Here is a 24,935-nt window from a genome sequence, read left to right on the forward strand (position 1 = left end):
GGGCATGCTGAGCTACATCGCCCGGCGCCTCGCGCTGATGGTACCGACGCTGTTCGGCATCTTGCTCGTCTCCTTCGTCATCGTGCAGTTCGCGCCGGGCGGGCCGGTCGAGCGCGTGATCTCTCAGCTCCAGAATCCCAACAGCGGCGCAGCCGATCGCGTCGGCGGCGGCCAGATGGGCGATGCCGGGGCGCATGGCGAGGCATCAGCCTATCGCGGAGCGCAGGGGCTAGACCCCGCCTTCATCAAGGAGCTGGAAAAGCAGTTCGGCTTCGACAAGCCGGCGCATGAGCGCTTCCTGAAGATGCTCGGCGACTACGCCCGCTTCGATTTCGGCCGCAGCTATTTCCGCGACGCGCCGGTGCTGCAGCTCATCAAGGAGAAGCTGCCGGTCTCGATCACGCTCGGCCTGTGGATGACGCTGCTGTCCTACGCGATCTCGATCCCGCTCGGCATCCGCAAAGCGGTGAAGGAGGGCTCGCGCTTCGACACCTGGACGAGTGCCGTCGTCATCGTCGGCTACGCCATCCCGAGCTTCCTCTTCGCGATCCTGCTGATCGTGCTCTTCGCCGGCGGCTCGTTCTGGCAGATCTTCCCGCTCAGGGGCCTCACCTCGGACAACTGGGGGGAACTCAGCCTCTTCGGGAAGGTGATGGACTATCTCTGGCACATCACGCTGCCGGTCCTGGCGATGGCGCTCGGAGCCTTCGCCACCTCGACGCTTCTGACCAAGAACTCCTTCCTCGACGAGATCCGGAAGCAATACGTGTTGACCGCACGGATGAAGGGTCTCAGCGAGCGCGGCGTGCTCTACGGCCATGTCTTCCGCAATGCGATGCTGATCGTGATCGCCGGCTTCCCCGGCGCCTTCGTGCATGCGCTTTTCGCCGGCGCGCTCCTGATCGAGACGATCTTCTCGCTCGACGGGCTTGGGCTGCTGTCTTTCGAGGCGATCGTCAACCGCGACTATCCCGTCGTCTTCGCCAATCTCTACATCTTCTCGCTGATCGGCCTCGTCGTGCATCTGATCACCGACCTGACCTATAGCTGGGTCGATCCCCGCATCGATTTCGAGAGCCGGGAGGCGTGAGCATGGACACGCTGATCGACGCCCCGCCGTCGGCCCTGCGCAGCGACATTCTGCTCGCGCCGGCCGAGGCGAAGCAGGGCTGGCTCAAGCTCTCGCCGATCAACCGGCGCCGGCTCAACAACTTCAAGGCGAACAAGCGGGGCTGGTGGTCTCTCTGGCTCTTCCTCGCCCTGTTCCTGCTCTCGCTCGTCGCCGAGTTCATCGCCAACGACCGCCCCCTCGTCGTGCGCTACAAGGACGAGTGGCTGTTCCCCATCGCGGTGAACTATCCCGAAGAGAAGTTCGGCGGCTTCCTCGCGACCACCGACTACCGCGACCCGGTCATCGCCAAGGAGATCGCCGCCAACGGCTTCGCGATCTGGCCGCCAATCCGCTACAGCTACCGCACGCATAATCTCGACCTGCCGGTGCCAGCCCCGGCGCCGCCGACCTGGATGCTCAGCGACGCGCAGTGCAAGCCGATCGCCGAGCGCACCGGCGGATCGACCTGCCGCGACCTCGAATGGAACTGGCTCGGCACCGACGATCAGGGGCGCGACGTGGTTGCGCGGCTGATCTACGGCTTCCGCATCTCCGTGCTGTTCGGGCTGATCCTCTGCGCCTTCTCCTCGGTGATCGGCATCGCGGCCGGCGCCATCCAGGGTTATTTCGGCGGCTGGACCGACCTGATCGTCCAGCGCCTGATCGAGATCTGGACCTCGATCCCGGCGCTCTACCTGCTGATCATCGTCGCCGCGATCATCACACCGAGCTTCTTCGTGCTGCTCGGCATCCTCCTGCTGTTTTCCTGGGTGGCCCTCGTCGGCGTGGTGCGCGCCGAGTTCCTGCGGGCGCGCAACTTCGAATATGTGCGGGCGGCGCGCGCGCTGGGTCTCTCCAACCGCACGATCATGATCCGGCACCTGCTGCCGAACGCGATGGTGGCGACACTCACCTTCCTGCCCTTCATCCTGAACGGCTCGATCACCACGCTGACCTCGCTCGACTTCCTGGGCTTCGGCCTGCCGCCGGGCTCGCCTTCGCTGGGCGAGCTGCTGGCGCAAGGCAAGGCGAACCTCCAGGCGCCCTGGCTCGGCCTCTCAGGCTTCATGGTGATCGCGCTGATGCTGTCGCTGCTGATCTTCATCGGCGAAGCCGTGCGCGACGCCTTCGACCCGCGGAAGACCTTCGCATGACGAATGTGATAATATCGGTGGCGAGGAGAGAGGCGATGAACAAGATCGTGCGCGAGCGCTATCCCGTCGAGCGGCTGCCCGAGGATCTCCGGGGTGAGTTGGGCCTTGCCCGGACGGTGACCGTCGTGATCGAGCCGGAGGCCGCGTCCCGCCAAACCGATCCGTCGGTCCGGCAGGCGATCGAGGAGCTCAAGGCTTACAGAGCACGGCTGCCGATCACTCCATCCGACTCTGTCGAGCGCATCAGCAAGCTACGCGACGAGTGGGATCGGTGACGCAACCCAAGCTCGTGTATCTCGACGCCTGCGCGATCATTGAATTGCTTGAGAAGCGCACGACTGAATCGTCGGCGCTGGGCTCCTTGCTGGAGGTGACAGCGGGCAATCCGACACGTCTCCTCACAAGCGAACTGACACTCGCCGAAGTCCTTGTCGAACCCATCCGCGGCTTGATGGACATCACGCCTTGGCAAGAAGGCGCTCCGTTCAGCCGAGACCACCATGATTGGTATCTGGCCAATCTGACAGATAACAGCCGCCTCATTCGTACCCTCTCCGTCTCCAGATCGGTCTTGACCAGAGCCGCCCTCATGCGAGCACGCGTCAAATCCTTGCGGTCTCCCGATGCGATCCACGCGGCTACCGCCTACGAATCCAGCTGCACTCATTTCATCAGCGGCGATCAGCGCCTGATAAAAGGGATTGAACGAGACCCAGCATGGCAAACGGCCAGCGGCAAGTTCAGCTTTGTCCCACTCGAAGCCGCCGCAATAGAGACACTGACACGGCAGTTCGACGTTTGACCTCAGCACCGCTCCTCTCCGTCGAAGACCTCTCCGTCGCCTTCCGCCAGGGCGGGCGGGAGACGCTCGCGGTCGATCATGTCTCCTTCTCCATCGCCAAGGGCGAGACGCTGGCGCTGGTCGGGGAATCCGGCTCCGGCAAGTCGGTCTCGGCGCTGTCGATCCTGAAGCTGCTGAACTATCCGGCGGCGCATCACCCCTCGGGCAAGGTGCTGTTCAACGGGCAGGACCTGATCGCCGCCGACGAGGACGCGATGCGCAAGGTCCGCGGCAACGACATCACAATGGTGTTCCAGGAGCCGATGACCTCGCTCAACCCGCTGCACAGCATCGAGCGGCAGATCGGCGAGATCCTCGAACTGCACAAGGGCTTGCGCGGCGAGAAGGCGCGCGCCCGCACGCTGGAGCTGCTGGAACTCGTCGGCATCCGCGAGGCCGCGAGCCGGCTCGATGCCTATCCGCACCAGCTCTCGGGCGGCCAGCGCCAGCGCGTGATGATCGCGATGGCGCTCGCCAATGAGCCGGAACTGCTGATAGCCGACGAGCCGACCACGGCCCTCGACGTCACCGTGCAGGCCCAGATCCTGAAGCTGCTCAAGGAGCTTCAGGCCCGGCTCGGCATGGCGATGCTGTTCATCACCCATGACCTCGGCATTGTCCACCGCATCGCCGACCGCGTCTGCGTGATGCTGAAGGGCAAGATCGTCGAGCAGGGGCCGGTCAGCGAGATCTTCGCCAATCCGCAGCACGACTATACCAAGCGGCTGCTCGCCGCCGAGCCGAAGGGCCGACCCTCCCCTGTTCCGACTGATGCTGCGACGCTGCTCGAAGCCGGGCCGGTCAAGGTCTGGTTCCCGATCAAGTCCGGCCTGATGCGCCGCGTCACCGGGCATGTGAAGGCCGTCGACGGCATCTCGGTGAAGGTCCGCGAGGGTGAGACGCTGGGTATCGTCGGGGAATCCGGCTCGGGCAAGACCACGCTCGGGCTGGCGATCCTCCGGCTGATCGCCTCTGAGGGGCCGATCGTCTTCCTCGGCGACCGCATCGACGGACTCTCCAGCAAGCAGGTCCGGCCGAAGCGCAAGAACCTCCAGGTCGTCTTCCAGGACCCCTACGGCTCGCTCTCGCCGCGCATGTCCGTGGCGGAGATCGTGGCGGAAGGGCTCGCCATCCAGCAGCCCGACCTCACCTATCAGCGCCGCCGCGAGATCGTGGCGCAGGCGCTCGCCGATGTCGGGCTCGATCCGGCGGCGATGGACCGCTATCCGCACGAATTCTCAGGCGGCCAGCGCCAGCGCATTGCCATCGCACGGGCGATGGCGCTCGATCCGAAATTCGTGGTGCTCGACGAGCCCACATCGGCACTCGACATGTCCGTGCAAGCGCAGATCGTCGAATTGCTGCGCGGCCTGCAAACCAGGCGCAAACTGGGCTATCTCTTCATCAGCCACGATCTCAAGGTCGTACGGGCGCTCTCGCATCGGGTGGTGGTGATGCAGAACGGCAAGGTGGTCGAGGAAGGCCCGGCGGAGGCGATCTTCGCCCGGCCGCGCGAGGCCTATACCCAGGCGCTGCTGGCGGCCGCGCTCAATCTCGAAACCGCCAACGCCACAGCGGTGAGGGACTGAGCATGGCCCGCGCTCTCCTGATGGTGCTGGATTCGGTCGGCTGCGGCGCCGCCGCGGATGCGGCTGCCTATGGCGATGCGGGTTCGGACACACTCGGCCACATCGCCGAGGCCTGCGCGGCAGGCCGCGGTGACCGCGAGGGTGTGCGCAGCGGGCCGCTACAGCTGCCGAACCTCGCGAGACTTGGCCTCGCCCATGCCTGCGAGATTTCGACCGGCCGGCCGCTCGCCGGCATCGCGAAGCCCGCGCGGCCGGAGGGGCGCTGGGGCTATGGCGTCGAGGTCAGCCAAGGCAAGGATACGCCGTCCGGCCATTGGGAGATCGCCGGTTGCCCTGTGCCGTTCCAATGGGGCTATTTCACCGACCTTGAGAACTCCTTTCCGCCGGAGCTGATCGCCGGCATCGTCAAGGAAGGCGCCCTGCCCGGCATCCTCGGCAATAAGCACGCCTCAGGCACGGTGATCATCGAGGAGCTCGGGGCGGAACATATCCGGACGGGCAAGCCGATCTGCTACACCTCGGTCGATTCCGTTCTCCAGATCGCCGCGCATGAAGAGCATTTCGGGCTCGATCGGCTCTATGCGCTCTGCAAGACGGTGCGCGGCCTCGTCGATCCGCTGCGGATCGGCCGCGTCATCGCGCGGCCCTTCGTCGGCTCGCCGGAGGAGGGCTTTACCCGCACCGGCAACCGCAAGGACTTCGCCATCCCGCCGCCGGACGAGACGATCCTCGACCGGCTGGCGGCGCAGGGACGCACGGTCGTCACCGTCGGCAAGATCGGCGACATCTTCGCCCATCGCGCCACCGGCACCGAGATCAAGCCCTTCGGCAATGCCGCCATGGTCGAGGCGATGCTCGAAGCCTGGGAGGGACTGCACGACGGCGGCTTCTGCTTCGTGAACCTCGTCGATTTCGACACCGAATACGGCCATCGGCGCGACATTCCGGGCTACGCGGCGGCGCTGGAGGCCTTCGACCGGCTTGTGCCCCATATCGAAGCGGCACTGAGGCCGGGCGACATCGCCGTCATCACCGCCGATCACGGCAACGATCCGAGCTGGCGCGGCACCGACCATACCCGCGAGCATGTGCCGATCCTCGCCTTCGGCCCCGGAATTGCCCCCGTGCCGCTCGGCCGGCGCGAAAGCTTCGCCGACATCGCGGCGAGCCTCGGCATCTTCCTCGGCATCGGGCCGGTCGGCCCCGGCCGCCACTGGTAGCTTACGCCACGCGTCCTAGCCGACGCGAAGTAGCGATCGATCGCTTAGTCTCGGCATCGGATTTTTCCGAAAGCTGGCTTCCACCTTTCGGTCCGATACTCTAGGTGGCCGCGACCCGGTTGCAGAAGCTCGCAACCTCGCGGCGGATTTCCTGCGCCTGCTGAGCCAGCGCATTCGCAGCGCCCTGAAGCTGTTGCGCTGCGCCATGGGTCTGCTGCGTCATGACCTCGAAGCCACCGGCGACGTCGGCGCTCCGTTGCGCCCCCTCGAAGGACAGGCGAACCTGATGTGCGATCTCGGCGGTTGCCCGACCTTGCTCGCCGACGGACCGCGCGATTGCGTCGGCGACACTGTCGACCTCGCCGATTGCCTCGACGATCTCGCGGATCGCCTTGAGCGAACGCTGTGACGCCTGCTGCATCGCGCCGATCTGGTGCGAGACCTCGTCCGTCGCCTTGGCGGTCTGGGCCGAGAGCGTCTTCACCTCGCTCGCGACGACTGCGAAACCGCGCCCCATCTCGCCGGCGCGCGCCGCCTCGATCGTGGCGTTGAGCGCTAGCATGCTGGTCTGTGCCGCGATGCCGCGAATGATCTCGACCACGGCGCCGACATTCTCGCTGCTATGGGCGAGGTTCTCGATCTCGTCGCTGGCGTGGCGCGCCAGTGACGCGGCCGATTTCGCACCATCGGCGGAATGGCCGGCGTTGCGGCCGATCTCGCCGATCGAGGCGACGAGTTCCGTGCTCGCCGCCGAGAGATGCTCGATGCTCTCCATCGTACCCGCCGCCGAGGCCGAGACCAGGGCCGTCTGGCGGCGCACCTGATCGGAGGTGATCGTCAAGGCGCCAGCCTCCGCCTTCATCGTCATGGCGGACTGATCGAGCACAGCCATGGCCTGCACCATCTGGACATGAAAACCGGATACGACATCGCGCAACTTTGCGGCCCGGCGACCCAGCTCCTCTGCCAGATTGCGTTCCTTCTCGCCTGCGACGCGCTCGCGCTCGGCCACAGCCTCGGCCCGCGCGAGATTGGCCTCGTTCATCGTGAACATGCGCTGCAGGATCACAGCGAACACGGCGAGGAAGGCGGTTTCGATGATGACGATCACCGCATGCAGCAGAACMCTGAGCAAGCTGCCGCCCTGATAGAACACGGCGGCCGGCAGCGCATATTGCAGGACGAGATGATGCAGCGCCGTCAGCAAGGCGCCCAGCACGATCGGCCGCCAGTCGCAGAACCCTGCGAGCAGCGCCAGGATCGCGAAATAGTACATGTGCATGTCCGGCTGCCAGAGATGGCCGGCAAAGCTGAAGACCAGGATCGAGACCTGCCCGATCAGCATCGTCGCGATGACGAGCTGGGTCACGATCGCCGGCCCGTTCAGGCGGTAGGACGCCAACGCCAGCAAGGCTGACAGCGCCGCGATGGTGACCGGCACGAACCCGTTATCGCCATGAGCCCGAAAGACCAGCGCCAGCAGCGGCACATGCAGGAGCCCAAGCGCGAGCAGGACCTGCGCCACCCTGCGGCGAACGGCGGGGAGTGACCAGATCATCGCGAGGCTTCCACCGCCGCGGCCGCATCGAGGCAGCCGGCGAGACCGGTCAGGACCAGGGAGAACCAGGCGCCATGCGGCAGCGCCGCCGCGTTTGCCGGGCCTGCAGGCGCGACCACGACGATAGAAGGCAATCGCCCGCTGCGCAGCACGCGATGACCGGTTGCAAGGCTAAGGGAAATGGCTTCGGCCGCGCCCACCCAGGGCGGGAAGACGATCGCTGCCGGCACGCTGCCGTCCGGCGCGCGCGGCAGGCTTGCCATGGCTCCGAAGCTGACGATCAGGCAAAGGCAAGCAACCAGGAGGCCATCGGAAAACGACAGCCTCTCCTCGCGCGCCGCGCAAGGCTCCAAGACGGGGATTGAAGGCATAGGCAGGAACCGGTGGGACGATGGCCGCTCGCCGACACCCAAGCCGCTCCGCGTAAAATTTCACTTAAGCGCGTCATCCGCGTGCAGGCTCAATGCACGGCGGCACCTCGACATGGAACTCGGTCAGGCGGACAGCCGGGTCAACGGCACAGGCTGCGCCGGAGCGGCAGGCGCCTTCAGCGCTGCAGGCGCTGCTTGATCCGCTTGATCAGCGTGTCGCGGACTTCGCGATAGGCATCGAGCTTCTGCTCGCGCGAGACCTGGAACACCGTCGGATCGACGGTCGGCCAGTATTCGACCTCGGCAGCGTGGGTGCGGGTGAGCTCCAGCGCCTTGTGATGCGCCTCGGGTGAGAGCGAGATGATCAGATCGAAGTTGAGGCCTTCCCATTCCTCCAGCTCCTCGACCGATTTCGGCTTGTGCCGGCTCAGATCGATGCCGATCTCGTCGAGGACTGCGAGCGCGAAACCATCGGGCTCGCCTTTGCGGGCACCGGCCGACTGGACATAGATCGACTTGCCGAAGAAGTGCTTGGCCAGCGCCTCGGCCATCGGCGAGCGCACGGCGTTCATCGCACACATGAAAAGCACGCTCTGGATCTTGCGCGGCAGAGCCTGCGCCGCATCTTCTTCACGCGAACCGGCTTCCACCTCGCTTGAAGATATTTTGCGCTCCAAGCCCGTCAGCCCTTCCAATGGAGGGCATAGATCAGTGTGAAGAGACGGCGAGCCGTGTCGAAGTCGATCTCGACCTTGTTGGCGAGCCGCTCGGCCAGGATGCCGGCCGCCTCGTCGTGGAGGCCGCGCCGGCCCATGTCGATCGCCTCGATTTGCGTCGGCGTCGCCGTGCGGATCGCAGCGTAGTAGCTCTCGCAGATCAGCTCGTAGTCCTTGATGATGCGCCGGAACGGGCTGAGCGAGAGATGGTGCGTCACGACCGCCGAGCCGTCCGCTTCCTTGACCTCGAAGACGAGGCGCCGCTCGACCATGGCCAGATGGGCAAGATAGGGGCCGCCATCATGCTCCGGCACGACGAAGCGGTTGCGCTCGATCAGGTCGTAGATGGCGACAGCGCGCTCATGCTCCTGATCGGGCGAGCCGCGCCCCAGCGAGTTCTCGTCAAGTGTTACGCCGACAAGACACTGCTTCTTGGAAGTCGAAACGTCGGACATCGCTCCTCCCGCCGCAGCGCCGCTCGGTGACCGACGCTCAGAGATTGAGCCTGATCGTCACGGATCGGCCATGCGCCTGCAACCCCTCCGATTCGGCGAGTTGCGTCGCGGCCGAGGCCAGTGCCCGCAGGCCATCGGGGCCACACTTCAACAGCGAGGTCCGCTTCATGAAGTCGCCGACGCCGAGGCCGGAGGAGAAGCGGGCCGAGCGCGCCGTCGGCAGCACATGGTTGGGGCCTCCGACATAGTCGCCGATCGCCTCCGGCGTATGGCCGCCGAGGAAGATCGCCCCGGCATTGCGGATGAGGCCGGCCAGACGCTCGGGCTCCGCCGTCATGATCTCGAGATGCTCCGGCGCGATGCGATCGACCAGCGGCACCGCCGCTTCGAGATCGGCTACCAGCACGATCGCGCCGAACTCCTGCCAGCTCCTGCCGGCGATCTCGGCACGCGGCAGCGTCGCGAGCTGGGCCATGATCGCCTTCTCGACCTCGGCAGCGAGCGCGGCATCATCCGTCATCAGGATCGACTGGGCCGAGACGTCGTGCTCGGCCTGCGCCAGCAGATCGGCGGCGATCCAGTCCGGATTGGCGGTCCGATCGGCGATCACGAGCACTTCAGAGGGGCCGGCGATCATGTCGATACCGACCTGGCCGAAGACGCGGCGCTTGGCCGCCGCAACATAGGCGTTGCCGGGGCCGACGATCTTGGCGACCGGCGCGATGGTTTCCGTGCCATAGGCCAGCGCCGCGACGGCCTGGGCACCGCCAATACGATAGACCTCGTCGACACCGGCGAGCCGCGCGGCCGCGAGCACCAGCGGATTGGTCTCGCCACGTGGCGTCGGGGCGACCATGACGATGCGCGGCACGCCGGCGACTTTCGCCGGAATCGCGTTCATCAGCACCGAGGACGGGTAGCTCGCGGTTCCGCCGGGCACGTAAAGGCCGACGGCCTCGATCGCACTCCAGCGCCAGCCGGCTTCGACACCCATGGCATCTTTGACCCATGAATCCGCGGGCTTCTGACGCTCGTGATAGACGGCGATACGATCCCGCGCCGTCTCCAGTGCGGCGAGCAGCTCCGCGGAGCAGGCGGCAACCGCAGCATCGATCTCGGTTTCGCTGACGCGCAGCGCCGTCGGCGCGAGGTCGAGGGAGTCGAAGCGGCTGGTATAGCCGATAAGCGCGGAGTCGCCTTGCTCGCGCACCGCGGCGATGATGTCGGCCGCGATCCGATCGACCTCCTCCGAGACCTCACGCTTGGCGGACAGCAGAGCGGCGAAGCCTTCTGCGAAACGTGCGTCCCTGTCGTCGAGCCTGATCGGCATTGGCATCCTCGGGCGTATCCGAATTTATAGCCGTCCTTCCGGGCGTAGCGCAGCGACGACCCGGAATCCACCATCAGGCGCCAAAGGCCTTCGATGGTTCCCGGATCAGCGCCGCTTCGCGGCTTGTCCGGGATGACGGCGCGTTCTTAGACGACGGGTGTCGCGGCTTGAAGCCGGCACAGCCGGAAAACTGGAGAGCGAGCCGCCTCGTCAGGCGCCGTTGGGATGGCCGGGCGTCGCCACGGCTTCCCACACCGGCCCCAGATCCTTCATCTGGGCCTCGACGCATTCGACCGAGAGGCGGATCGCGGCGCCTTCGGAAAAATTCAGCGTCACGTTGCCGGCGGGATCATCGCCTTGGTCGAAGGTGATGGCGAGCAGGTTCAGCACCTTGTCCGGATCGTTCTTGTCGAGCTTGGCGCTGCGGACCGAGAGCACCCGGTCGAAATGCAACGCCGCAAGCCGGCGGCGGCGCTTGCCGTGCTGTGCGCCCTCCCAGTCGAAGCGGCGCAGGGCAAGCGCAAAGCGCTTCTCAGCCGGCAGATAACGGAGATCGGCGGCTTTCAGCACCGCATCCTGAAGATGTGCCGAGACGACCGCGAGGTCGTCGGCATCGAGCGCGATGAGCTTAAGTGGATCGGCGGCATCGTCTGACATAATCGTGTTCTGACGAGCCGCCTCAAGAAAATCAACAGTCCAGAATCAACTGCTGATGCGTTCCACCACCGCGCCGCAGCGCGTGAGCTTCGCCTCCAACGACTCGAAGCCGCGGTCGAGATGATAAACGCGGTTGATGGTGGTGTCGCCCTCGGCGGCGAGACCGCCGATGACGAGCGAGACCGAAGCCCGCAGATCGGTCGCCATCACCGGAGCGCCGGTGAGCTTCTCGACGCCCTCGACATGGGCGACGTCGCCGTCGAGCCGGATCTTCGCGCCGAGCCGGGCGAGTTCCTGCACATGCATGAAGCGGTTTTCGAAGATGGTCTCGCGAATGCGCGAAGTGCCTTTTGCCTTCGTCATCAGCGCCATGAACTGCGCCTGCAGATCGGTCGGGAAGCCGGGGAAGGGATCGGTGTCAACATCGACCGCCTCGATGCCACGGCCGTTGCGACGCACGCGAATGCCTTCATTGGTCTCATCGATATCGACGCCGGCCCTGGTCAGCACGTCGAGCGCGGACTGAAGCAGATCGGCGCGCGCGCCTTCCAGCACGACATCGCCGCCGGTCATGGCAACCGCCATCGCATAGGTGCCGGTCTCGATCCTGTCCGGCAGCACGGCGTGATGCGCGCCACCGAGGCGGGACACACCCGTCACGACGATCTGCGAGGTGCCGGCGCCCTCGATCTTGGCGCCCATCTTGACGAGGCAGGCGGCAAGATCGGTGACTTCGGGCTCGCGGGCGGCGTTCTCGATCACAGTGGTGCCGTCAGCAAGGACCGCGGCCATCAAGGCCGTGTGCGTGCCGCCGACCGTGACCTTCGGGAAGACGATCTCACCACCCTTCAGCCCCTTGGGCGCACGCGCCAGCGCGTAGCCGTTCTCGATCGTGATCTCGGCTCCGAGCTTCTCCAGCGCCATCAGCAGCAGGTCGACCGGGCGCGTGCCGATGGCGCAGCCCCCCGGGAGCGAGACCTTCGCCTCGCCCATGCGGGCCAGGATCGGCGCGATCACCCAGAAGCTCGCCCGCATGGTCGAGACCAGTTCGTAGGGCGCGCAGGTATCGACGATCTGGCGCGCGGTCAGCGAGATGTTCTGGCCGGTCTCTGTCGACTGGCCGATACGCTTGCCGGCGACGGTGCGGTCGACGCCGTGGTTGGACAGGATGCGCGAGAGCGCGGTGACGTCCGAGAGACGCGGCACATTGGTCAGCGTCAGGGTCTCGTCGGTCAGAAGGCTCGCGATCATCAGCGGCAAGGCGGCGTTCTTGGCGCCCGAAATCGGAATAGCGCCATTGAGGCGCTGGCCGCCGGTGATGCGGATCTTGTCCATCGTCAGGTCCTGCTCGGCCGCACGGAAACCCGGCAGCCCAAATGAGTGAGGGAAGTCAGGACCGGGGAGGTTCGGCCTGAGTGGGCGGCACCGGCTTCTGAGAACCCACCTCCTCCGAGCGGCGAGCGCGAGCCTGGGCCTTTCGGCGCTTCAGGTTCTCGCGGAGCGCGGCGGCAAGGCGCGCCTGCTTCTCGTCCTCGGCTGTCTGGCGGGTCACGGCATCAGCTCGGTGGGTTTTGCAACTTGGCTGTTTGAACGCGGGAACGCGGCGAATTCGCGGCGCCATGGTTATCCCCACAGCGGGTTTCGGACAAGCGCCGCTGAACCAGCGCGCCGTTCCAGGATGCGGCAAAGCACTGTGCCATTCCGGATCAGGCAAGGCCGGGCTCGGAAATCCCTGAATTGATCATCCCGCAGGCGCCGCCGATCCCGGCGATTTCTTTCCCGATATCGCGCCCCCTCGAAATTTCCTGCCCCTCCCCGCTCCCTTCCGCAAGGGCCCGGCTCTTGCCTCGAGGGGGCCTGCACGGCCCCGAGATCGGTGGCATGACGCTTGGTCATCCGAAAAAGCTTAACGCTATTAACCATTTCCGGGAGTTTCCGTTTACAGTTTGTTAAGCTCGTTTAGTCTGCACGACATCAGGCAGTTCCGGGGGTGGCGTCGTGTTGCAGTCCTTGAAGATCGGAGCAGAAACCGTTTCGCCGGCCCTGCTCGAAAGCTGCGAGGTCATCGACGCGATCCGCTACAAGGCCGGCTTCCTGCCGGAGGTGGAGATCGCATACGAGCCGGACATCAAGACGCTCTGGGTCACGATCCGGCCCGAGCTGAAACCGGTCTTCACGCTGCAGCTGCTCGACAGCCTGGTGAAGATTCAGAGCGCGATCGTGGCCCTCTGGGGAGCGCCGGACCAATATCACCGCGCTCCGGTGCGCTTCCTCGCCTTCCGCGGCGCCGGCCCGTTCTTCACGCTCGGCGGCGACCTGGATTTCTATCTTGACTGCCTGGCCAAGAACGACCGCGCCGCGCTCGCCGAATATGCGCGTCTGTCAGCGGAAGGGGCGATCTGGAATTCGGGCGGCCTCAACGGGCTGGTCATCACCCTCTCGACCATCCACGCCAAGGCGATCGGCGGCGGCATCGACGCGCCGCGCTCGTGCAACGTGATGATCGCCGAGGAGCAGGCCTCGTTCGTCTACCCCGAGATCAAGTTCAACCATTTCCCGATTACTGCCGTCGCGATCCTGTCGCGCCGGATGGGCCAGCGCGCGGCGGAGCAGATGCTGCTCTCCGGCGAGGAAATGAGCGCGCAGGAGTTCATGGCGGCGGGTGGGCTCGAGGCGGTCGTCCCGACCGGCACCGGCGAAGCCTGGATCCGCAAGTATTGCTCCGATGCCCTGCCGATCCACGCAGCCAAGACGGCGCTCTTCTCGGCCTTCAATCGCCGCTCCGGCGACCTGCGCGAAGAACTCGGCCATCTCGGCCAGATCTGGACCGACTGCATGCTGCGGCTGAGCCCGAGCGCGATCTCGAAGCTGCAGCGTATCGCGCAGACGCAGGACCGCATGTTAGCGCGCGTTTACCAAAGACACCTGGCGCCGGTCTGAATCCGACGGGATGGTCCCGTACGGCACTAGAGTCACACGAAGCATTTACCTCTGCTCCCATACAAACCTTTGATGATACGCTAGGTTTGGACCTAGCGTGCATGATCGCGCTCGCGGCAAAGGCAGGAGTAGATGTCGGGCACGCTGAAGCGATTGATGGCCGCTGGCGGGCGCGAGAAGGCCGACGATGTCGACCTGACCGGCTACACGCTGCTGGTCAGCTCGCTTTTCTCGTCGCCAGCGTCGATCATCCCGGGCGGTATCGCCGGTATTCTCACCCCGTTCCTGTGCTGGCTTTCGACCGGCATGGCGATCTTCATGGGCCTCACCCTGCTGGTGACGTTCATCGTCATCCTGCGCCTCCTGACCGTCATGGCCTATCGCCGACGGAACCACGCCAACGACAGTTACGCGCAGACGCGCCGCTGGGATCGCGACTACTTCCTCGGCGCCACCGTTTTCAGCGCCGTGCTGGGCTACAGCTGCTATGTCGCGCTGGTTCACACCAACGACCCGGCCGCGCATATCACGTCGGTCGCGTCCACCATCGCCCTGGCGTCCGGCTACGTCGCACGCAATGCGGGCCGCCCGAAGTTCGTCGCGGTGCAGCTCATGACCTTCTGCATCCCGATGGCGATCGGGTTGATCGCCGCGCAGAACCCCTATTACCGCTATATCGGCTATTTCGCCTTCCTCTACGTGGCCGCGAACATCGCGATCACCAACTCGCTGCATCGGAACCTGCTGGCTCTCAGCGATGCGACGAAGCATTCAAAGGCGCTCGCCTCGGCGCTGCATTCGCAAAACCTGACGCTCGACGCCGCCCTGAACACGATGATCGACGGGCTGGCGATGTTCGACCGCAACCTCAAGCTGGCGGTCAGCAACACGCCGCACAGCACGCTTTACGGCCTGCCCGAGACGCTCGCCCTGCCCGGCACGCCGCTGACGGCGATCGCGCGCTTCCTGGTCGAGCGGCAGGTGATCAGCCAGGAGCAGCTGCGCGACATCCGGATGGCCCTGACGACGGTCCAGAGCACCCAGCAGGCTGCGAGCCACGAGGTTGTGACGCGCAGCGGGCTCGTGCTGGTCGTGACCTTCGCGCCGGCGGCCGAGGGTGGCATCCTCATGCTGACCGAGGATGCGACGGAGCGGAAGGCGACCGAGGCGCGCATCGAGCAGATGGCGCGCTTCGACGAACTGACAGGGCTCGCCAACAGGTTCGAGTACAACACGCAGATCGCCGAGGCATTTGCACGGCTCGAGCGCACCGGCGAAGCCTTCGCACTGCTCTATCTCGACCTCGACGGCTTCAAGCAGGTCAATGACAGCCTGGGCCACGATATCGGCGACCATGTGCTGATGGAGACTGCGAGCCGCCTGCGCGGCGCGATCCGCAGCAACGACATGCTGGCCCGCTTCGGCGGCGACGAGTTCCTGCTGATCCTGCCCTCAGCCGAACACACCATCGTCACGGCGATCGCGCAGCGCATGATCAATGCGATGACCCGTGCCTTCGATGTCGAGGGCAAGACGGTCTATGTGACAGCGAGTGTCGGCATTGCCATGGCGCCGCACGACGGCACCAACCCGGCGGACTTGCTGCGCCATGCCGATACCGCCCTTTACAAAGCCAAATCGGCTGGTCGGAACACCCTGATGTTCTTCAACCCGACCATGGCCGAGGAGATGCTCGAGCGGCATGAGATCGAGGTCGATCTGCGCAAGGCCTGCGCGGATGGCACGCTCGAACTTTACTATCAGCCGATCATCGACCTGAAAACGCAGGAGATCGTCTCGCGCGAGGCGCTGATGCGCTGGCGCCATCCGACCCGGGGCATGGTGCCACCCGGCATCTTCATTCCGATCGCCGAGCAGTCCGGCCTGATCGCGGCGATGGGCGATTGGGCGATCCGTCAGGCCTGCAAGGATGCGGCGAGTTGGGAGCCGGGCATCAGCGTCTCGGTGAACGTCTCGCCGCTGCAGTTCCGCGAGCCTCGCCGCATCGTCGAGACGGTCAAGAGTGCGCTGCTGACCTCCCATTTCGAATCGCGGCGGCTGATGCTCGAAGTCACGGAATCGCTGCTGATCGAGGACAACAAGCTGGCGCTTTCGGTCCTCGACGAGTTGCGGGCACTGGGCGTGACCTTCGCGCTCGACGATTTCGGAACCGGCTACTCCTCGCTCGCCTATCTCTCGACCTACCCGTTCGCGCAGGTGAAGATCGACCAGAGCTTCGCCCGCGAGGTGCACACCAACGAGGCTTCCAAGGCCGTCATCGAAGCCGTGTGCCAGCTCGCCCGCCGGCTCCATATGAACGTCGTGGTCGAGGGCATCGAAACCGAGCAGCAGCGCATCGCCGTCCAGCTTCTCGGGGCCCACCGTGCCCAAGGCTTCCTGTTCGGCCGGCCCGAACCTCTCACGACCATCAAGAGCAGAGGCGGCAACCGCAGCGTCGCTTGAAGGCCATGAGGGTGATCCCGCACGGTGGGGAGCGTGTAGGCCTTGATTCCGTCCGCCCGACAACGCATCAGCGATTGAGAACGAGAGCGAAGCGGGACATCCGGTGAGCGACGGCACGGCCAAGGCGGCGAACCCCGCCGCGTTGACACCCGACATCTGCGTGATCGGCGCGGGCGGCAACGGCATCGCGCTGTCGACGGCTGCCGCCGCCTTCGGCGTTTCCGTGGTTCTCGTCGAGAGAGGCGCGCTGGGTGGCAGTTCCGGCCCGCTCGCCATGAAGGCACTGATCGAGGCGGGAGCGGCCGCGCACACGATGCGCGAAGCCGGCCGGTTCGGTCTCAAGGCTGGCGATCCGCAGGCCAACCCGGCCCAGCTTCACGATCACATCCAGCGCGCGTTGGCAGCGGAGGCCGCGAATCACGCCGAGGAACGCCTGAAGGCCCTCGGGATCGTCATCGTGCGAGGTGAGGCGCACTTCGCCAGCCGCAGCACGGTCCGCGTGGGCGCACAAGCGATCAAGGCCCGACGTTTCGTCATCGCCACCGGCGCGTGGGCGCCTCGCCCCGAACTGCCCGGCCTCGAGACGGTGCAGGTGATCGACGTGGACGAGCTTTCCGAACTGACCCGCCTGCCCGAACGCCCTGTCGTCCTCGGCGGTGGCGCAAACGGTACGGCACTGGCGCAGGCCCTGCAGCGCCTCGGAAGCTCGGCGAGCCTCGTCGCCCCGGAAGGATTGCTGCCGGACCATGATGCGGAAGCGGCGCTTCTGGTTCGCCGGCGCCTGCTGCGTGAGGGGCTGGCCCTGCACGAGAGCAACGCTCCGGTCCGGCTGGAACGCAGCCGGACCGGCTTCCGCCTGGTTCTCGCTGGCGAGGGGAAAGAAACCGTCGTCGAGGGCTCGCATCTGCTGCTGGCCGGGCCGCGCAGGCCGGAGATCGCAGCACTTGATCTCGATCTGGGCGGTATCCGCCATGACGCCACCGGCATCGTCACCGACAAGGGCCTGCGCACCAGCAACCGCCGCGTCTATGCGCTGGGTGCCTGCGCCGGCGGAACCGCGGCGCCAATGACCGACCAGGCCGGCGACGACCATGTCGGCCTGATCCTGCGCAGCATTCTGTTTCGTCAGCCCGTGCGGACCGACGCGACAAATTTCCCGCGCGTCGCCTGGTGCCAGCCGGAAATCGCCGCGATCGGCCTTTCGGAAGCCGCGGCGCGCGCCAAGGCCGGCACGATCCAGGTCCTGCGCTGGCCCTTCGCCGAGATTCCTGGGGCGCGAGCTGCCGACGAGAGCGAGGGCTTCGTCAAGCTCGTCACCGACAGGAAGGGCAGCATCCTCGGCGTCACCATCGTTGGGAAAGGCGCCGGCGAGCTGATGGCGCCGTGGTGCGTCGCCACCAAGGCCGGACTGACGATCGCCGACATGGCCGGGGTGGTTACGCCGGCGCTTGCTCGCTCTGACACCTCGCGCAGGGTGGCGCTCTCGTTCCATGTCCCGTCGGCCACGAACCCTCGCCTGCGCCGGTTGATCGGCTTTCTGCGGCGCTTCGGTTAAGATTGGCGTCGATGCTTCAACCCGGCTTGCCCAGGAACGATCTGTCGATCAGTCAGCCGCGCGGTCTGACCCGTCTCGGCCTGTCGGCCAAATTGCTGCTCGTCACCGTGCTCTTCGTCATGCTGGCGGAAGTGCTGATCTACCTGCCCTCCATCGCGAATTTCCGGCGCAACTGGCTGCATGACAGGATCGCCGCCGCGCAGGTCGCCGCGCTGGTGCTGGAGGGCGCGCCCGAGGACGGGCTGCCGGAGGGCAGCGAGAACCGGCTGTTGATGGGCGTCGGCGCCCGGTCGATCGCTGCCCGTGTCGGCGGCGCACGCCGGCTGCTCAGCCTCGACTCGATGCCCCCGCCGGAAGTCTCCCGCTCGATCGATCTACGCAATCTCTCCTGGATCAATGCGATCGAGGAAGCGGTCGCCGTTCTGGTCTCCCCCGCCACCCTGCCAATCCGGGTGGTCGGCGAGGCGGTTGGCGGGGCCGATTTCGTCGAGATCGTCATCGACGAGGCGCCGCTGCGCCGGGCAATGCTCAAATTCTCCTGGAGCCTGCTGCTGATCTCGCTGCTGATCACCGGGCTGACGGCGCTCGCGGTCTATATCGCCCTCAACGCGCTGATCATCGGTCCGATCCGGCGTCTGGCGGCGAACGTGATGGAATTCGAGGCCGACCCGGAGAATCCGCAACGCATCATCGAACCGACATTGCGCGCCGACGAGATCGGCGAGGCGGAGCGCGCGCTCGCCCGCATGGAGGCAACGCTCGCCGACGAGCTTCGCACGAAGAAGCACCTCGCCGAGCTCGGCCTCGCCGTCTCCAAGATCAACCACGACCTGCGCAACATGCTGGCGGCTGCGCAGCTCATGTCGGACCAGTTGATAGAGACCCGCGACGCCAAGATCCGCCGCTTCGCACCACGGCTGATCGCGACGCTGGGGCGCGCCATCGAATTCTGCCAGGCCACCCTCGCCTATGGCCGCGCGGCCGAGGCAACGCCGGTCCTCCGCGAGGTCGCCCTGCGGCAGCTCGTCACAGAGCAGGCGGAGATGCTTGGCTTGCCGGGTGACGGGCGACTGCGCTTCGAGAACCGCGTCCCTGCCGAGCTGATCGCACCCTGCGATCCCGACCAGATGGCGCGGGTGCTGACGAACCTGATGCGCAATTCCGTCCAGGCTCTGACCCAGGCCGGGGCAGAAGCCGACGCCCAGCCCCTCTTGGCGGTGACGGCAGGACCCGTGAACGGCTCGGTGGCACTGCGTGTCATCGACAACGGGCCGGGCGTGCCGGAGCGCGCGCGGGCCAATCTCTTTCAGGCCTTCCGTGGCTCGGTGACGCCGGGGGGCACCGGCCTCGGCCTTGCCGTCGCAGCCGAGCTGGTCCGGCTGCATGGCGGCACGATCGAGCTCGAACCCTCCCTCGCCGGCGCCGTGTTCCGGGTCACCCTGCCGCTGCGGCGGAGCAACGGCCACGAGAGCACGCGCCGATCAGGTTGATTCAACCTGATCGGATCCACCTCCGGAATAATTGTTTGAGCAGGCTGGGCGCCTATTGGCTCGCCCAGATCACGCGTGCCATGAAGGCGATATCGGCGTGATTCAGCACGCGGTCGGGATGTTCGGGATTGAGAGAGGCGAGTTCGATCGTCTTAGCGGTCTGGCGCTTGAGCTGCTTGGCCAGCACCTCCCCCTCCACCGTCTTGACGACGACGCGGTCGCCGCGCCTCACCGTCGCGGTCGGCGAGACGATGATGGTGTCGCCGTCGCGATAGAGCGGCAGCATCGAATCGCCGGAAATCTCGAGCGCGTAGGCCTTCTCATCGGCCACGCCGGGAAAGGCGACCTCCTCCCAGCCCGTGCCGGCCGGAAAGCCGCCATCGTCGAAGAAGCCGCCGGAACCTGCCTGGGCGAAGCCGATCAGTGGAATGGTGCGCGTCGGCGCGGGCTCCCGCCGCAATACGGCACTCATGAATTCGTCGAGGGAAGCGCCCGTGGCGGCGAGAATCTTGGCGATCGACTCGGTCGAGGGCCAGCGTTCGCGCCCGTCCGGCGCCACGCGCTTGGAGCGGTTGAAGGTGGTGGCGTCGAGGCCGGCCTTGCGCGCCAGCCCCGAGGCGGTGAAACCGTAGCGCTGGGCGAGCATATCGATCGCCCCCCAGATCTGGTCATGTGACAGCATCGCGCAGGCCTCGCATTGCTTTTGTCGCCGGGCGGGGATTGAATATAGGAAATATCCCCTATCATCTAAGATTTCAATCCAGTTCTCACCGCAATCCGGCTAGCGCTTGCGGAATCCTCCTGCCAGGGATTAAGCCGGGGCCCAACCTGTTCCCGTGAGACTGCCGGTGCCTCTGATCTACAAGATATGCCCCGCCCCGCTCTGGCGTGAAGCGGAGCGGAATGGACGCTTCGATGGCGCGCCAGTCGACCTCGCGGATGGCTACATCCATTTCTCGACGGCAGCCCAGCTCGCCGAAACCGCGGCGAAGCACTTCGCCGGGCAGGACGGGCTCCTGCTTATCGCCGTGGATGATTCGCGCCTCGGCCCGGCATTGCGCTACGAGCCCTCTCGCGGCGGTGCGCTGTTCCCGCATCTTTACGCTGCCCTCGATCCGAAGGCCGTGCGCTGGATAGCGCCGCTGCCACTCGGGACCGACGGCATACACACCGTCCCGGAGGATCTGGCATGATCGGCAGCCTGTTCAACATCGCCCGGCCGCTGATCCACCGCATGGATGCGGAGACGGCGCACCGGCTCGCCGTCACGGCGCTGGCCACGGCCCCCGCGCTGAAGCCGGGGTCAGACGACCCTGTACTCGCGACGGAAGCCTTTGGCCTGACCTTCCCGAACCCCGTCGGGCTCGCAGCCGGCTTCGACAAGAATGCCGAGGCGATCGACGGCGCGCTGGGCCTGGGCTTCGGCTTCGTCGAGGTCGGCGGGGTGACGCCGCTGCCGCAACCCGGCAATCCGCGGCCGCGTGTCTTCCGACTGATCGAGGACGAAGCCGTCATCAATCGCTACGGCCTCAACAGCGAGGGCATGGAGGCGGTCGCCGCCCGGCTTGCGGCCCGGCGCAGCCGCGGCGGGCTGGTCGGCGTCAATCTCGGCGCCAACAAGGAGTCTGCCGACCGTGCCGCCGACTACGCCACGCTCGCTCGCAGGCTGGCGCCGCTCGCCGATTTCCTGACGATCAACGTCTCCTCGCCGAACACGCCCGGCCTGCGCGACCTTCAGGCCGAGGCCGCGCTCGACGACCTCGTGGCGCGTACGCTTGCAGCACGGGACGACGTTGCCGGCAGCGGCCGGCGCACGCCGGTCCTCGTCAAGATCGCGCCGGACCTGACCATGCCCGAACTCGACGGCATGATCGCGGTGGCCCGCAAGCGCGGCATCGACGGGATGATCGTCTCCAACACCACGGTCACGCGCCCGGCGAGCCTGCGCAGCGCCGCCAAGGGCGAAACGGGCGGTCTCTCCGGCAAGCCCCTCTTCACCGCCTCGACCCGCATCCTGGCCGAAGCCTTCCTGCGCGCCGAAGGACAGTTCCCGCTGATCGGCGTCGGCGGCGTCGACTCGGCCCAGACGGCCTTCGCCAAGATCCGCGCCGGCGCGACGCTGGTGCAGTTCTACTCGGCGATGGTCTTCAAGGGGCCGGGGCTGGCGAAGGAGGTCAAGGCCGGGCTTGCGACCCAGGCGCGACGTGCCGGCCTCACCCGCCTCACCGCCCTGATCGGGCGCGACGCGGCTGCGATCGCCCGCGGCGAAGGGCTGTAACCAGACGTCATGCTCGGGCTTGACCCGAGCATCTCGGAAACCCCTGACTTCTCATCATGCGTTTCTCGGGTCGAAGCGTCGCTTCGCCCGAGGATGACGGCAGCTTACTTCCGCGCCGCGAAGAGCCGTATCAGCAGCCACAGCGGCACGACGATCAGGGCGCCGGCGATGATCCACTGCCCGACCTCTCGCACCGCGCCGAAGCCTAGCCCAGTGATCGAGCGGACGAAGCGTGCCGCCGCCTCGTAGAGGCTCTGCGGCGAGAGGCCGAGGAAGGCCATCGCCGCCCCGACCAGCAGCGAAATGAAGATCAGGCGGACGAGCACGCTGAGCGGCGAACCGCCGAGAAACCGTTCCATGGAAGCGCTGGCCATCCTCTTGCGCCCCGCACATCTCCAGGGCGCTTCGTCATCGTCTTAACCTGAAATCCGCCGCGCTTGAACGGTGTCTGAACGCTGTCCTCGATTTCTCGGAGACCATACTTGTCGGCATAAAACACGGGTCATCCCGGACGCAGCAAAGCGGAGATCCGGGATCCATGCCTGAACCTTGATCGGAAGCGCTCCGGAATGGATCCCGGGTCTCCCTCCGGTCGCCCGGGATGACCCCGGCGGATTCTCGAAGGCAGCTCAGCCTATCAGGAAGCGATCATCAAGCCGTGGCCGACGCCCCGGCCGTCGCCCAGGCGGTGCCGGCGATCTTCGAGGCGGCGATGACCGCCTGAGTGCGGCTGTCGACATCGAGCTTGGTCAGGATCGCCGAGACATGGGCCTTCACCGTCGCCTCGGAGACGCCGAGCTCATAGGCGATCTGCTTGTTGAGAAGCCCCTCGGACAGCATCATCAGCACCCGCACTTGCTGGGGCGTCAGCGTCGAGAGACGGCGGACCATGTCGGCGACCTCGGCATCGACCGGCGCCGACAGGTCGACACCCGGCGGGGTCCAGACCCCGCCGTCGAGCACAGCGCGGATCGCCTCGCCCATCTGCGCGACATCGGCGGTCTTGGGCAGGAAACCGAGCGCGCCGAACTCGATGCAGCGGCGAATCACCGCCGGATCGTCATTGGCAGAGACGACGATCACCGGGATTTCGGGGTGGTCGGCACGCAGGAAGAGCAGGCCCGAGAAGCCCTGCACCCCCGGCATGGTGAGGTCGAGCAATACGAGATCGGCATCGCCGCCGCTGGCCAGAGTTTCGGTCAGCGCTTCCAGGGAGCCGACCTCGCTGACCTCGGCGCCGCCGATCGCATGCGAGACGGCCTGGCGCAGCGCGCCGCGAAACAGCGGGTGATCGTCCGCGATGACGATCCGCGTCGAAGGCTGCTTGCTCATCGCCACCACTCCCTAAGCCCCCGCATCGGTCTGTCCGAAAATCGCATTCCACGTTTCCGGCCGACGCTCTTTTCGGCCCGGACATTTTGCCTCAGGCGAGGAAGGGATCACAAGCACCCTGAGCGCAAGGCCGCAACCCATTGCGCCTCAGTCATTGGTCGGCAACAGCGCTTCCAGCACCTCGATACGGTCAGCCTCGTGCGGCGGCTTGTCCCAGCGGATGCGGCTGATCCGGGGAAAGCGCATGGCGAGCCCCGATTTGTGGCGCGTCGAGCGCTGCAGCCCCTCGAATGCAACCTCGAAGACGAGGCCGGCCTGCGCTTCATGCGTGACCTCGCGGACGGGGCCGAAGCGGTTCACCGTGTTCTTGCGGACATATTTGTCGAGTTCGATGAGTTCCTCGTCGGTGAAGCCGAAATAGGCCTTGCCGACCGGCACCAGCTCCTCGCCGCCTTCCTCGCCCACGCGCCAGACGCCGAAAGTGTAGTCCGAATAGAAGGAGGAGCGCTTGCCGTGGCCGCGCTGGGCATACATCAGCACGCAATCGACCAGCCGCGCATCGCGCTTCCACTTCCACCAGTAGCCCTTGGGGCGGCCAGGCAGATAGGCGGAGTCGAGGCGCTTGATCATGCAGCCCTCGACCGCCGCGGCATCGGCACCAGCGCCGGCCGAAGCTGGATCGGCACGAGCCGCCGTCAGTTCTTCCCATGAAGCGAAGGCAATCAGCGGCGAAAGATCGAAGCGCACGCTGGCGAGCCGCGATAGGAAGGCGTCGAGGCGCTTCCGCCGCTCCTCGAAGGGCAGATGGCGGATGTCCTCCTCGCCGTCGACGAGCAGATCGTAGACGCGGATATGCGCCGGGAACTCGCCCAGCATCTTCGCGGTGACGGTCTTGCGATTGAGCCGCTGCTGCAGCGTGTTGAAGCTCTGGACCGCGCTCTCGCGCATCACCAGCAACTCGCCGTCGAGTGTGCCGTCCTGCGTCAACTCCTCGACGAGATCAGGGAATGCGGCGGCGATATCCTCGCCGGTGCGCGAATAGAGCCGCGTGACGCGCGCACCGTCCGCCTTGCGACCGCTGACCGCCTGGACGCGGATGCCGTCCCATTTCCATTCGGCTGAGAATTCGGCCGGGTCGAGCTTGTCGAAATCGCCGTCCTCGATTGGGTGCGAGAGCATGACCGGGCGGAACGGCGCCGGATCGCGCGCCTCCGGCCGCGCTCCCCTGCCCTCCAGCCAGGCGAAGAGCTCGGCATAGGGCGGCTCCAACCCGTGCCAGACCTGCTCGACTTCGTCGGCCGGCGCGCCGCCGAGGCTCGCGGCCGCCGTCTTGGCGAGGCGAGCCGAGACGCCGATGCGGAGCGCGCCGGTGATGAGCTTGAGCAGCGCCCAACGGCCGGTTTCGTCGAGCGCGTCGAGCCAGGAAGCAATGAGGCGCGGCAGATCGGTCTTGCCGGCCTCGCGCAGGCTCTCGACCACCTCGGGCAGATGCGGCACCGCATTGGCACCATGCCGGGCCGGCCACATCAGCGCGACCGTCTCCGAGAGGTCGCCGACATAATCATAGGATAGCGCGAACAGGATGGGATCGGTGCGCTCGGCGATCAGTGCGCGGATCAGCCCCGCCTTGGCATTGCGGAAGACGAGCCCGCCCGTCATCGCCGCCAGCGCATAGCCGCGATCGGGATCGGGCGTGGTGCGCAAATAATCCGCGATCAGCGCCAGCTTCGCGTTGCGGCGCGGCTCGTAGGCGAGGCGATCAAGCAGCCAAGCGAAGCGGTTCATGCTGTCGCACCCGCTCCACACTGCGCCCGTTTGGATTTGTTGCAGCGCATCGTTCAGATACCGTTCATGAAGCAAACCTTAACGGCAGCA

The 24,935-nt window shown here is 66.2% G+C and carries 24 protein-coding genes; 12 read left to right on the top strand and 12 right to left on the bottom strand.

The window, feature by feature from the left end:
- Positions 1 to 4: 4 nt before the first annotated feature.
- From AC1DIN_RS07735 to AC1DIN_RS07760, 6 genes are read left to right on the top strand one after another with little or no spacing between them, the layout of a single operon-like run.
- The gene (locus AC1DIN_RS07735; protein WP_476809276.1) at positions 5 to 1,090 is read left to right on the top strand and encodes a microcin C ABC transporter permease YejB; all 1,086 of its coding nucleotides are present in this window, start codon (positions 5 to 7) and stop codon (positions 1,088 to 1,090) included.
- Positions 1,091 to 1,092: 2 nt separating this feature from the next.
- Positions 1,093 to 2,265 carry an ABC transporter permease gene (locus tag AC1DIN_RS07740; RefSeq protein WP_476809277.1) on the top strand — a complete coding sequence of 391 codons (1,173 nt, stop codon included), beginning with the start codon at positions 1,093 to 1,095 and terminating at the stop codon, positions 2,263 to 2,265.
- A gap of 35 nt (positions 2,266 to 2,300) precedes the next feature.
- Positions 2,301 to 2,540 (top strand): hypothetical protein, encoded by a 240-nt coding sequence (locus tag AC1DIN_RS07745; RefSeq protein ID WP_476809278.1) that lies wholly within the window; start codon positions 2,301 to 2,303, stop codon positions 2,538 to 2,540.
- The gene (locus AC1DIN_RS07750) at positions 2,537 to 3,067 is read left to right on the top strand and encodes a type II toxin-antitoxin system VapC family toxin (RefSeq protein WP_476809279.1); all 531 of its coding nucleotides are present in this window, start codon (positions 2,537 to 2,539) and stop codon (positions 3,065 to 3,067) included. The genes AC1DIN_RS07745 and AC1DIN_RS07750 overlap by 4 nt, the downstream gene beginning before the upstream one ends.
- Positions 3,064 to 4,695 (top strand): ABC transporter ATP-binding protein, encoded by a 1,632-nt coding sequence (locus AC1DIN_RS07755; RefSeq protein ID WP_476809280.1) that lies wholly within the window; start codon positions 3,064 to 3,066, stop codon positions 4,693 to 4,695. The genes AC1DIN_RS07750 and AC1DIN_RS07755 overlap by 4 nt, the downstream gene beginning before the upstream one ends.
- 2 nt (positions 4,696 to 4,697) lie before the next feature.
- Complete coding sequence (locus AC1DIN_RS07760; protein WP_476809281.1) at positions 4,698 to 5,915, top strand: phosphopentomutase; 1,218 nt, start codon at positions 4,698 to 4,700, stop codon at positions 5,913 to 5,915.
- A 100-nt stretch (positions 5,916 to 6,015) separates the two neighbouring features.
- Here the strand turns inward: AC1DIN_RS07760 and AC1DIN_RS07765 are convergent, their stop codons facing one another.
- The 8 genes from AC1DIN_RS07765 to AC1DIN_RS07800 all read right to left on the bottom strand — a co-directional run bounded on the left by AC1DIN_RS07765 (position 6,016) and on the right by AC1DIN_RS07800 (position 12,554).
- A complete protein-coding gene (locus tag AC1DIN_RS07765) occupies positions 6,016 to 7,473 on the bottom strand; it encodes a methyl-accepting chemotaxis protein (protein WP_476809282.1) in 1,458 nt (485 codons plus the stop codon).
- The gene (locus AC1DIN_RS07770; protein WP_476809283.1) at positions 7,470 to 7,886 is read right to left on the bottom strand and encodes a hypothetical protein; all 417 of its coding nucleotides are present in this window, start codon (positions 7,884 to 7,886) and stop codon (positions 7,470 to 7,472) included. Before AC1DIN_RS07770 ends, AC1DIN_RS07765 begins: the two co-directional genes overlap by 4 nt.
- Before the next feature lie 134 nt (positions 7,887 to 8,020).
- Complete coding sequence (locus AC1DIN_RS07775) at positions 8,021 to 8,425, bottom strand: arsenate-mycothiol transferase ArsC (RefSeq protein WP_441471462.1); 405 nt, start codon at positions 8,423 to 8,425, stop codon at positions 8,021 to 8,023.
- Positions 8,426 to 8,526: 101 nt separating this feature from the next.
- Positions 8,527 to 9,015 (bottom strand): UPF0262 family protein, encoded by a 489-nt coding sequence (locus AC1DIN_RS07780; protein WP_441471463.1) that lies wholly within the window; start codon positions 9,013 to 9,015, stop codon positions 8,527 to 8,529.
- Between the two features lie 37 nt (positions 9,016 to 9,052).
- A complete protein-coding gene (gene hisD, locus AC1DIN_RS07785) occupies positions 9,053 to 10,345 on the bottom strand; it encodes a histidinol dehydrogenase (protein ID WP_476809284.1) in 1,293 nt (430 codons plus the stop codon).
- 210 nt (positions 10,346 to 10,555) lie between these two features.
- A complete protein-coding gene (locus tag AC1DIN_RS07790; RefSeq protein ID WP_441471465.1) occupies positions 10,556 to 11,002 on the bottom strand; it encodes a DUF2948 family protein in 447 nt (148 codons plus the stop codon).
- 45 nt (positions 11,003 to 11,047) lie between these two features.
- Positions 11,048 to 12,337, bottom strand: coding sequence for a UDP-N-acetylglucosamine 1-carboxyvinyltransferase (murA, locus tag AC1DIN_RS07795; protein ID WP_476809285.1), 1,290 nt, complete (start codon positions 12,335 to 12,337; stop codon positions 11,048 to 11,050).
- Between the two features lie 55 nt (positions 12,338 to 12,392).
- Positions 12,393 to 12,554: a hypothetical protein gene (locus AC1DIN_RS07800; protein ID WP_441471467.1), complete on the bottom strand. Its 162-nt coding sequence runs from the start codon at positions 12,552 to 12,554 to the stop codon at positions 12,393 to 12,395.
- 446 nt (positions 12,555 to 13,000) lie between these two features.
- On the opposite strand from AC1DIN_RS07800, the gene AC1DIN_RS07805 reads away from it, so the two are divergent.
- From AC1DIN_RS07805 to AC1DIN_RS07820, 4 genes are all read left to right on the top strand, one after another.
- Positions 13,001 to 13,942 (top strand): enoyl-CoA hydratase-related protein, encoded by a 942-nt coding sequence (locus tag AC1DIN_RS07805; RefSeq protein WP_441513680.1) that lies wholly within the window; start codon positions 13,001 to 13,003, stop codon positions 13,940 to 13,942.
- 132 nt (positions 13,943 to 14,074) lie between these two features.
- Positions 14,075 to 16,405 (top strand): putative bifunctional diguanylate cyclase/phosphodiesterase, encoded by a 2,331-nt coding sequence (locus AC1DIN_RS07810; RefSeq protein WP_476766121.1) that lies wholly within the window; start codon positions 14,075 to 14,077, stop codon positions 16,403 to 16,405.
- Positions 16,406 to 16,508: 103 nt separating this feature from the next.
- Positions 16,509 to 17,960 (top strand): FAD-dependent oxidoreductase, encoded by a 1,452-nt coding sequence (locus AC1DIN_RS07815; RefSeq protein ID WP_476809286.1) that lies wholly within the window; start codon positions 16,509 to 16,511, stop codon positions 17,958 to 17,960.
- A gap of 11 nt (positions 17,961 to 17,971) precedes the next feature.
- Complete coding sequence (locus AC1DIN_RS07820; RefSeq protein ID WP_441471471.1) at positions 17,972 to 19,450, top strand: sensor histidine kinase; 1,479 nt, start codon at positions 17,972 to 17,974, stop codon at positions 19,448 to 19,450.
- Positions 19,451 to 19,502: 52 nt separating this feature from the next.
- Here AC1DIN_RS07820 and AC1DIN_RS07825 read toward each other — a convergent pair whose 3' ends face one another.
- A complete protein-coding gene (locus AC1DIN_RS07825) occupies positions 19,503 to 20,132 on the bottom strand; it encodes a S24 family peptidase (RefSeq protein WP_441471472.1) in 630 nt (209 codons plus the stop codon).
- Positions 20,133 to 20,298: 166 nt separating this feature from the next.
- Here AC1DIN_RS07825 and AC1DIN_RS07830 point away from each other — a divergent pair, with 166 nt between their 5' ends.
- Together AC1DIN_RS07830 and AC1DIN_RS07835 are read left to right on the top strand one after the other, a co-directional pair.
- A complete protein-coding gene (locus AC1DIN_RS07830) occupies positions 20,299 to 20,643 on the top strand; it encodes a DUF952 domain-containing protein (protein ID WP_476809287.1) in 345 nt (114 codons plus the stop codon).
- A complete protein-coding gene (locus AC1DIN_RS07835) occupies positions 20,640 to 21,728 on the top strand; it encodes a quinone-dependent dihydroorotate dehydrogenase (protein ID WP_476809288.1) in 1,089 nt (362 codons plus the stop codon). The genes AC1DIN_RS07830 and AC1DIN_RS07835 overlap by 4 nt, the downstream gene beginning before the upstream one ends.
- 104 nt (positions 21,729 to 21,832) lie before the next feature.
- Here the strand turns inward: AC1DIN_RS07835 and AC1DIN_RS07840 are convergent, their stop codons facing one another.
- From AC1DIN_RS07840 to AC1DIN_RS07850, 3 genes are all read right to left on the bottom strand, one after another.
- Positions 21,833 to 22,087 (bottom strand): DUF6460 domain-containing protein, encoded by a 255-nt coding sequence (locus AC1DIN_RS07840; protein WP_441471475.1) that lies wholly within the window; start codon positions 22,085 to 22,087, stop codon positions 21,833 to 21,835.
- A gap of 292 nt (positions 22,088 to 22,379) precedes the next feature.
- Positions 22,380 to 23,060, bottom strand: coding sequence for a response regulator (locus AC1DIN_RS07845; RefSeq protein ID WP_476809289.1), 681 nt, complete (start codon positions 23,058 to 23,060; stop codon positions 22,380 to 22,382).
- Positions 23,061 to 23,207: 147 nt separating this feature from the next.
- A complete protein-coding gene (locus AC1DIN_RS07850; RefSeq protein ID WP_476809290.1) occupies positions 23,208 to 24,845 on the bottom strand; it encodes a cisplatin damage response ATP-dependent DNA ligase in 1,638 nt (545 codons plus the stop codon).
- Positions 24,846 to 24,935: the final 90 nt, after the last annotated feature.

It is taken from the genome of Allobosea sp. 05T438 (assembly GCF_056396025.1).

Excerpts from the sequence above, each read along its gene's own strand:
- AC1DIN_RS07820 (WP_441471471.1), top strand. The coding sequence starts at position 17,972 with ATGCTTCAACCCGGCTTGCCCAGGAACGATCTGTCGATCAGTCAGCCG.
- AC1DIN_RS07845 (WP_476809289.1), bottom strand. The coding sequence starts at position 23,060 with ATGAGCAAGCAGCCTTCGACGCGGATCGTCATCGCGGACGATCACCCG.
- murA (WP_476809285.1), bottom strand. The coding sequence starts at position 12,337 with ATGGACAAGATCCGCATCACCGGCGGCCAGCGCCTCAATGGCGCTATT.
- AC1DIN_RS07835 (WP_476809288.1), top strand. The coding sequence starts at position 20,640 with ATGATCGGCAGCCTGTTCAACATCGCCCGGCCGCTGATCCACCGCATG.
- AC1DIN_RS07850 (WP_476809290.1), bottom strand. The coding sequence starts at position 24,845 with ATGAACCGCTTCGCTTGGCTGCTTGATCGCCTCGCCTACGAGCCGCGC.
- AC1DIN_RS07810 (WP_476766121.1), top strand. The coding sequence starts at position 14,075 with ATGTCGGGCACGCTGAAGCGATTGATGGCCGCTGGCGGGCGCGAGAAG.
- AC1DIN_RS07780 (WP_441471463.1), bottom strand. The coding sequence starts at position 9,015 with ATGTCCGACGTTTCGACTTCCAAGAAGCAGTGTCTTGTCGGCGTAACA.
- AC1DIN_RS07760 (WP_476809281.1), top strand. The coding sequence starts at position 4,698 with ATGGCCCGCGCTCTCCTGATGGTGCTGGATTCGGTCGGCTGCGGCGCC.
- AC1DIN_RS07825 (WP_441471472.1), bottom strand. The coding sequence starts at position 20,132 with ATGCTGTCACATGACCAGATCTGGGGGGCGATCGATATGCTCGCCCAG.
- AC1DIN_RS07745 (WP_476809278.1), top strand. The coding sequence starts at position 2,301 with ATGAACAAGATCGTGCGCGAGCGCTATCCCGTCGAGCGGCTGCCCGAG.
- hisD (WP_476809284.1), bottom strand. The coding sequence starts at position 10,345 with ATGCCGATCAGGCTCGACGACAGGGACGCACGTTTCGCAGAAGGCTTC.
- AC1DIN_RS07790 (WP_441471465.1), bottom strand. The coding sequence starts at position 11,002 with ATGTCAGACGATGCCGCCGATCCACTTAAGCTCATCGCGCTCGATGCC.
- AC1DIN_RS07740 (WP_476809277.1), top strand. The coding sequence starts at position 1,093 with ATGGACACGCTGATCGACGCCCCGCCGTCGGCCCTGCGCAGCGACATT.
- AC1DIN_RS07775 (WP_441471462.1), bottom strand. The coding sequence starts at position 8,425 with ATGTGTGCGATGAACGCCGTGCGCTCGCCGATGGCCGAGGCGCTGGCC.
- AC1DIN_RS07840 (WP_441471475.1), bottom strand. The coding sequence starts at position 22,087 with ATGGAACGGTTTCTCGGCGGTTCGCCGCTCAGCGTGCTCGTCCGCCTG.
- AC1DIN_RS07735 (WP_476809276.1), top strand. The coding sequence starts at position 5 with ATGCTGAGCTACATCGCCCGGCGCCTCGCGCTGATGGTACCGACGCTG.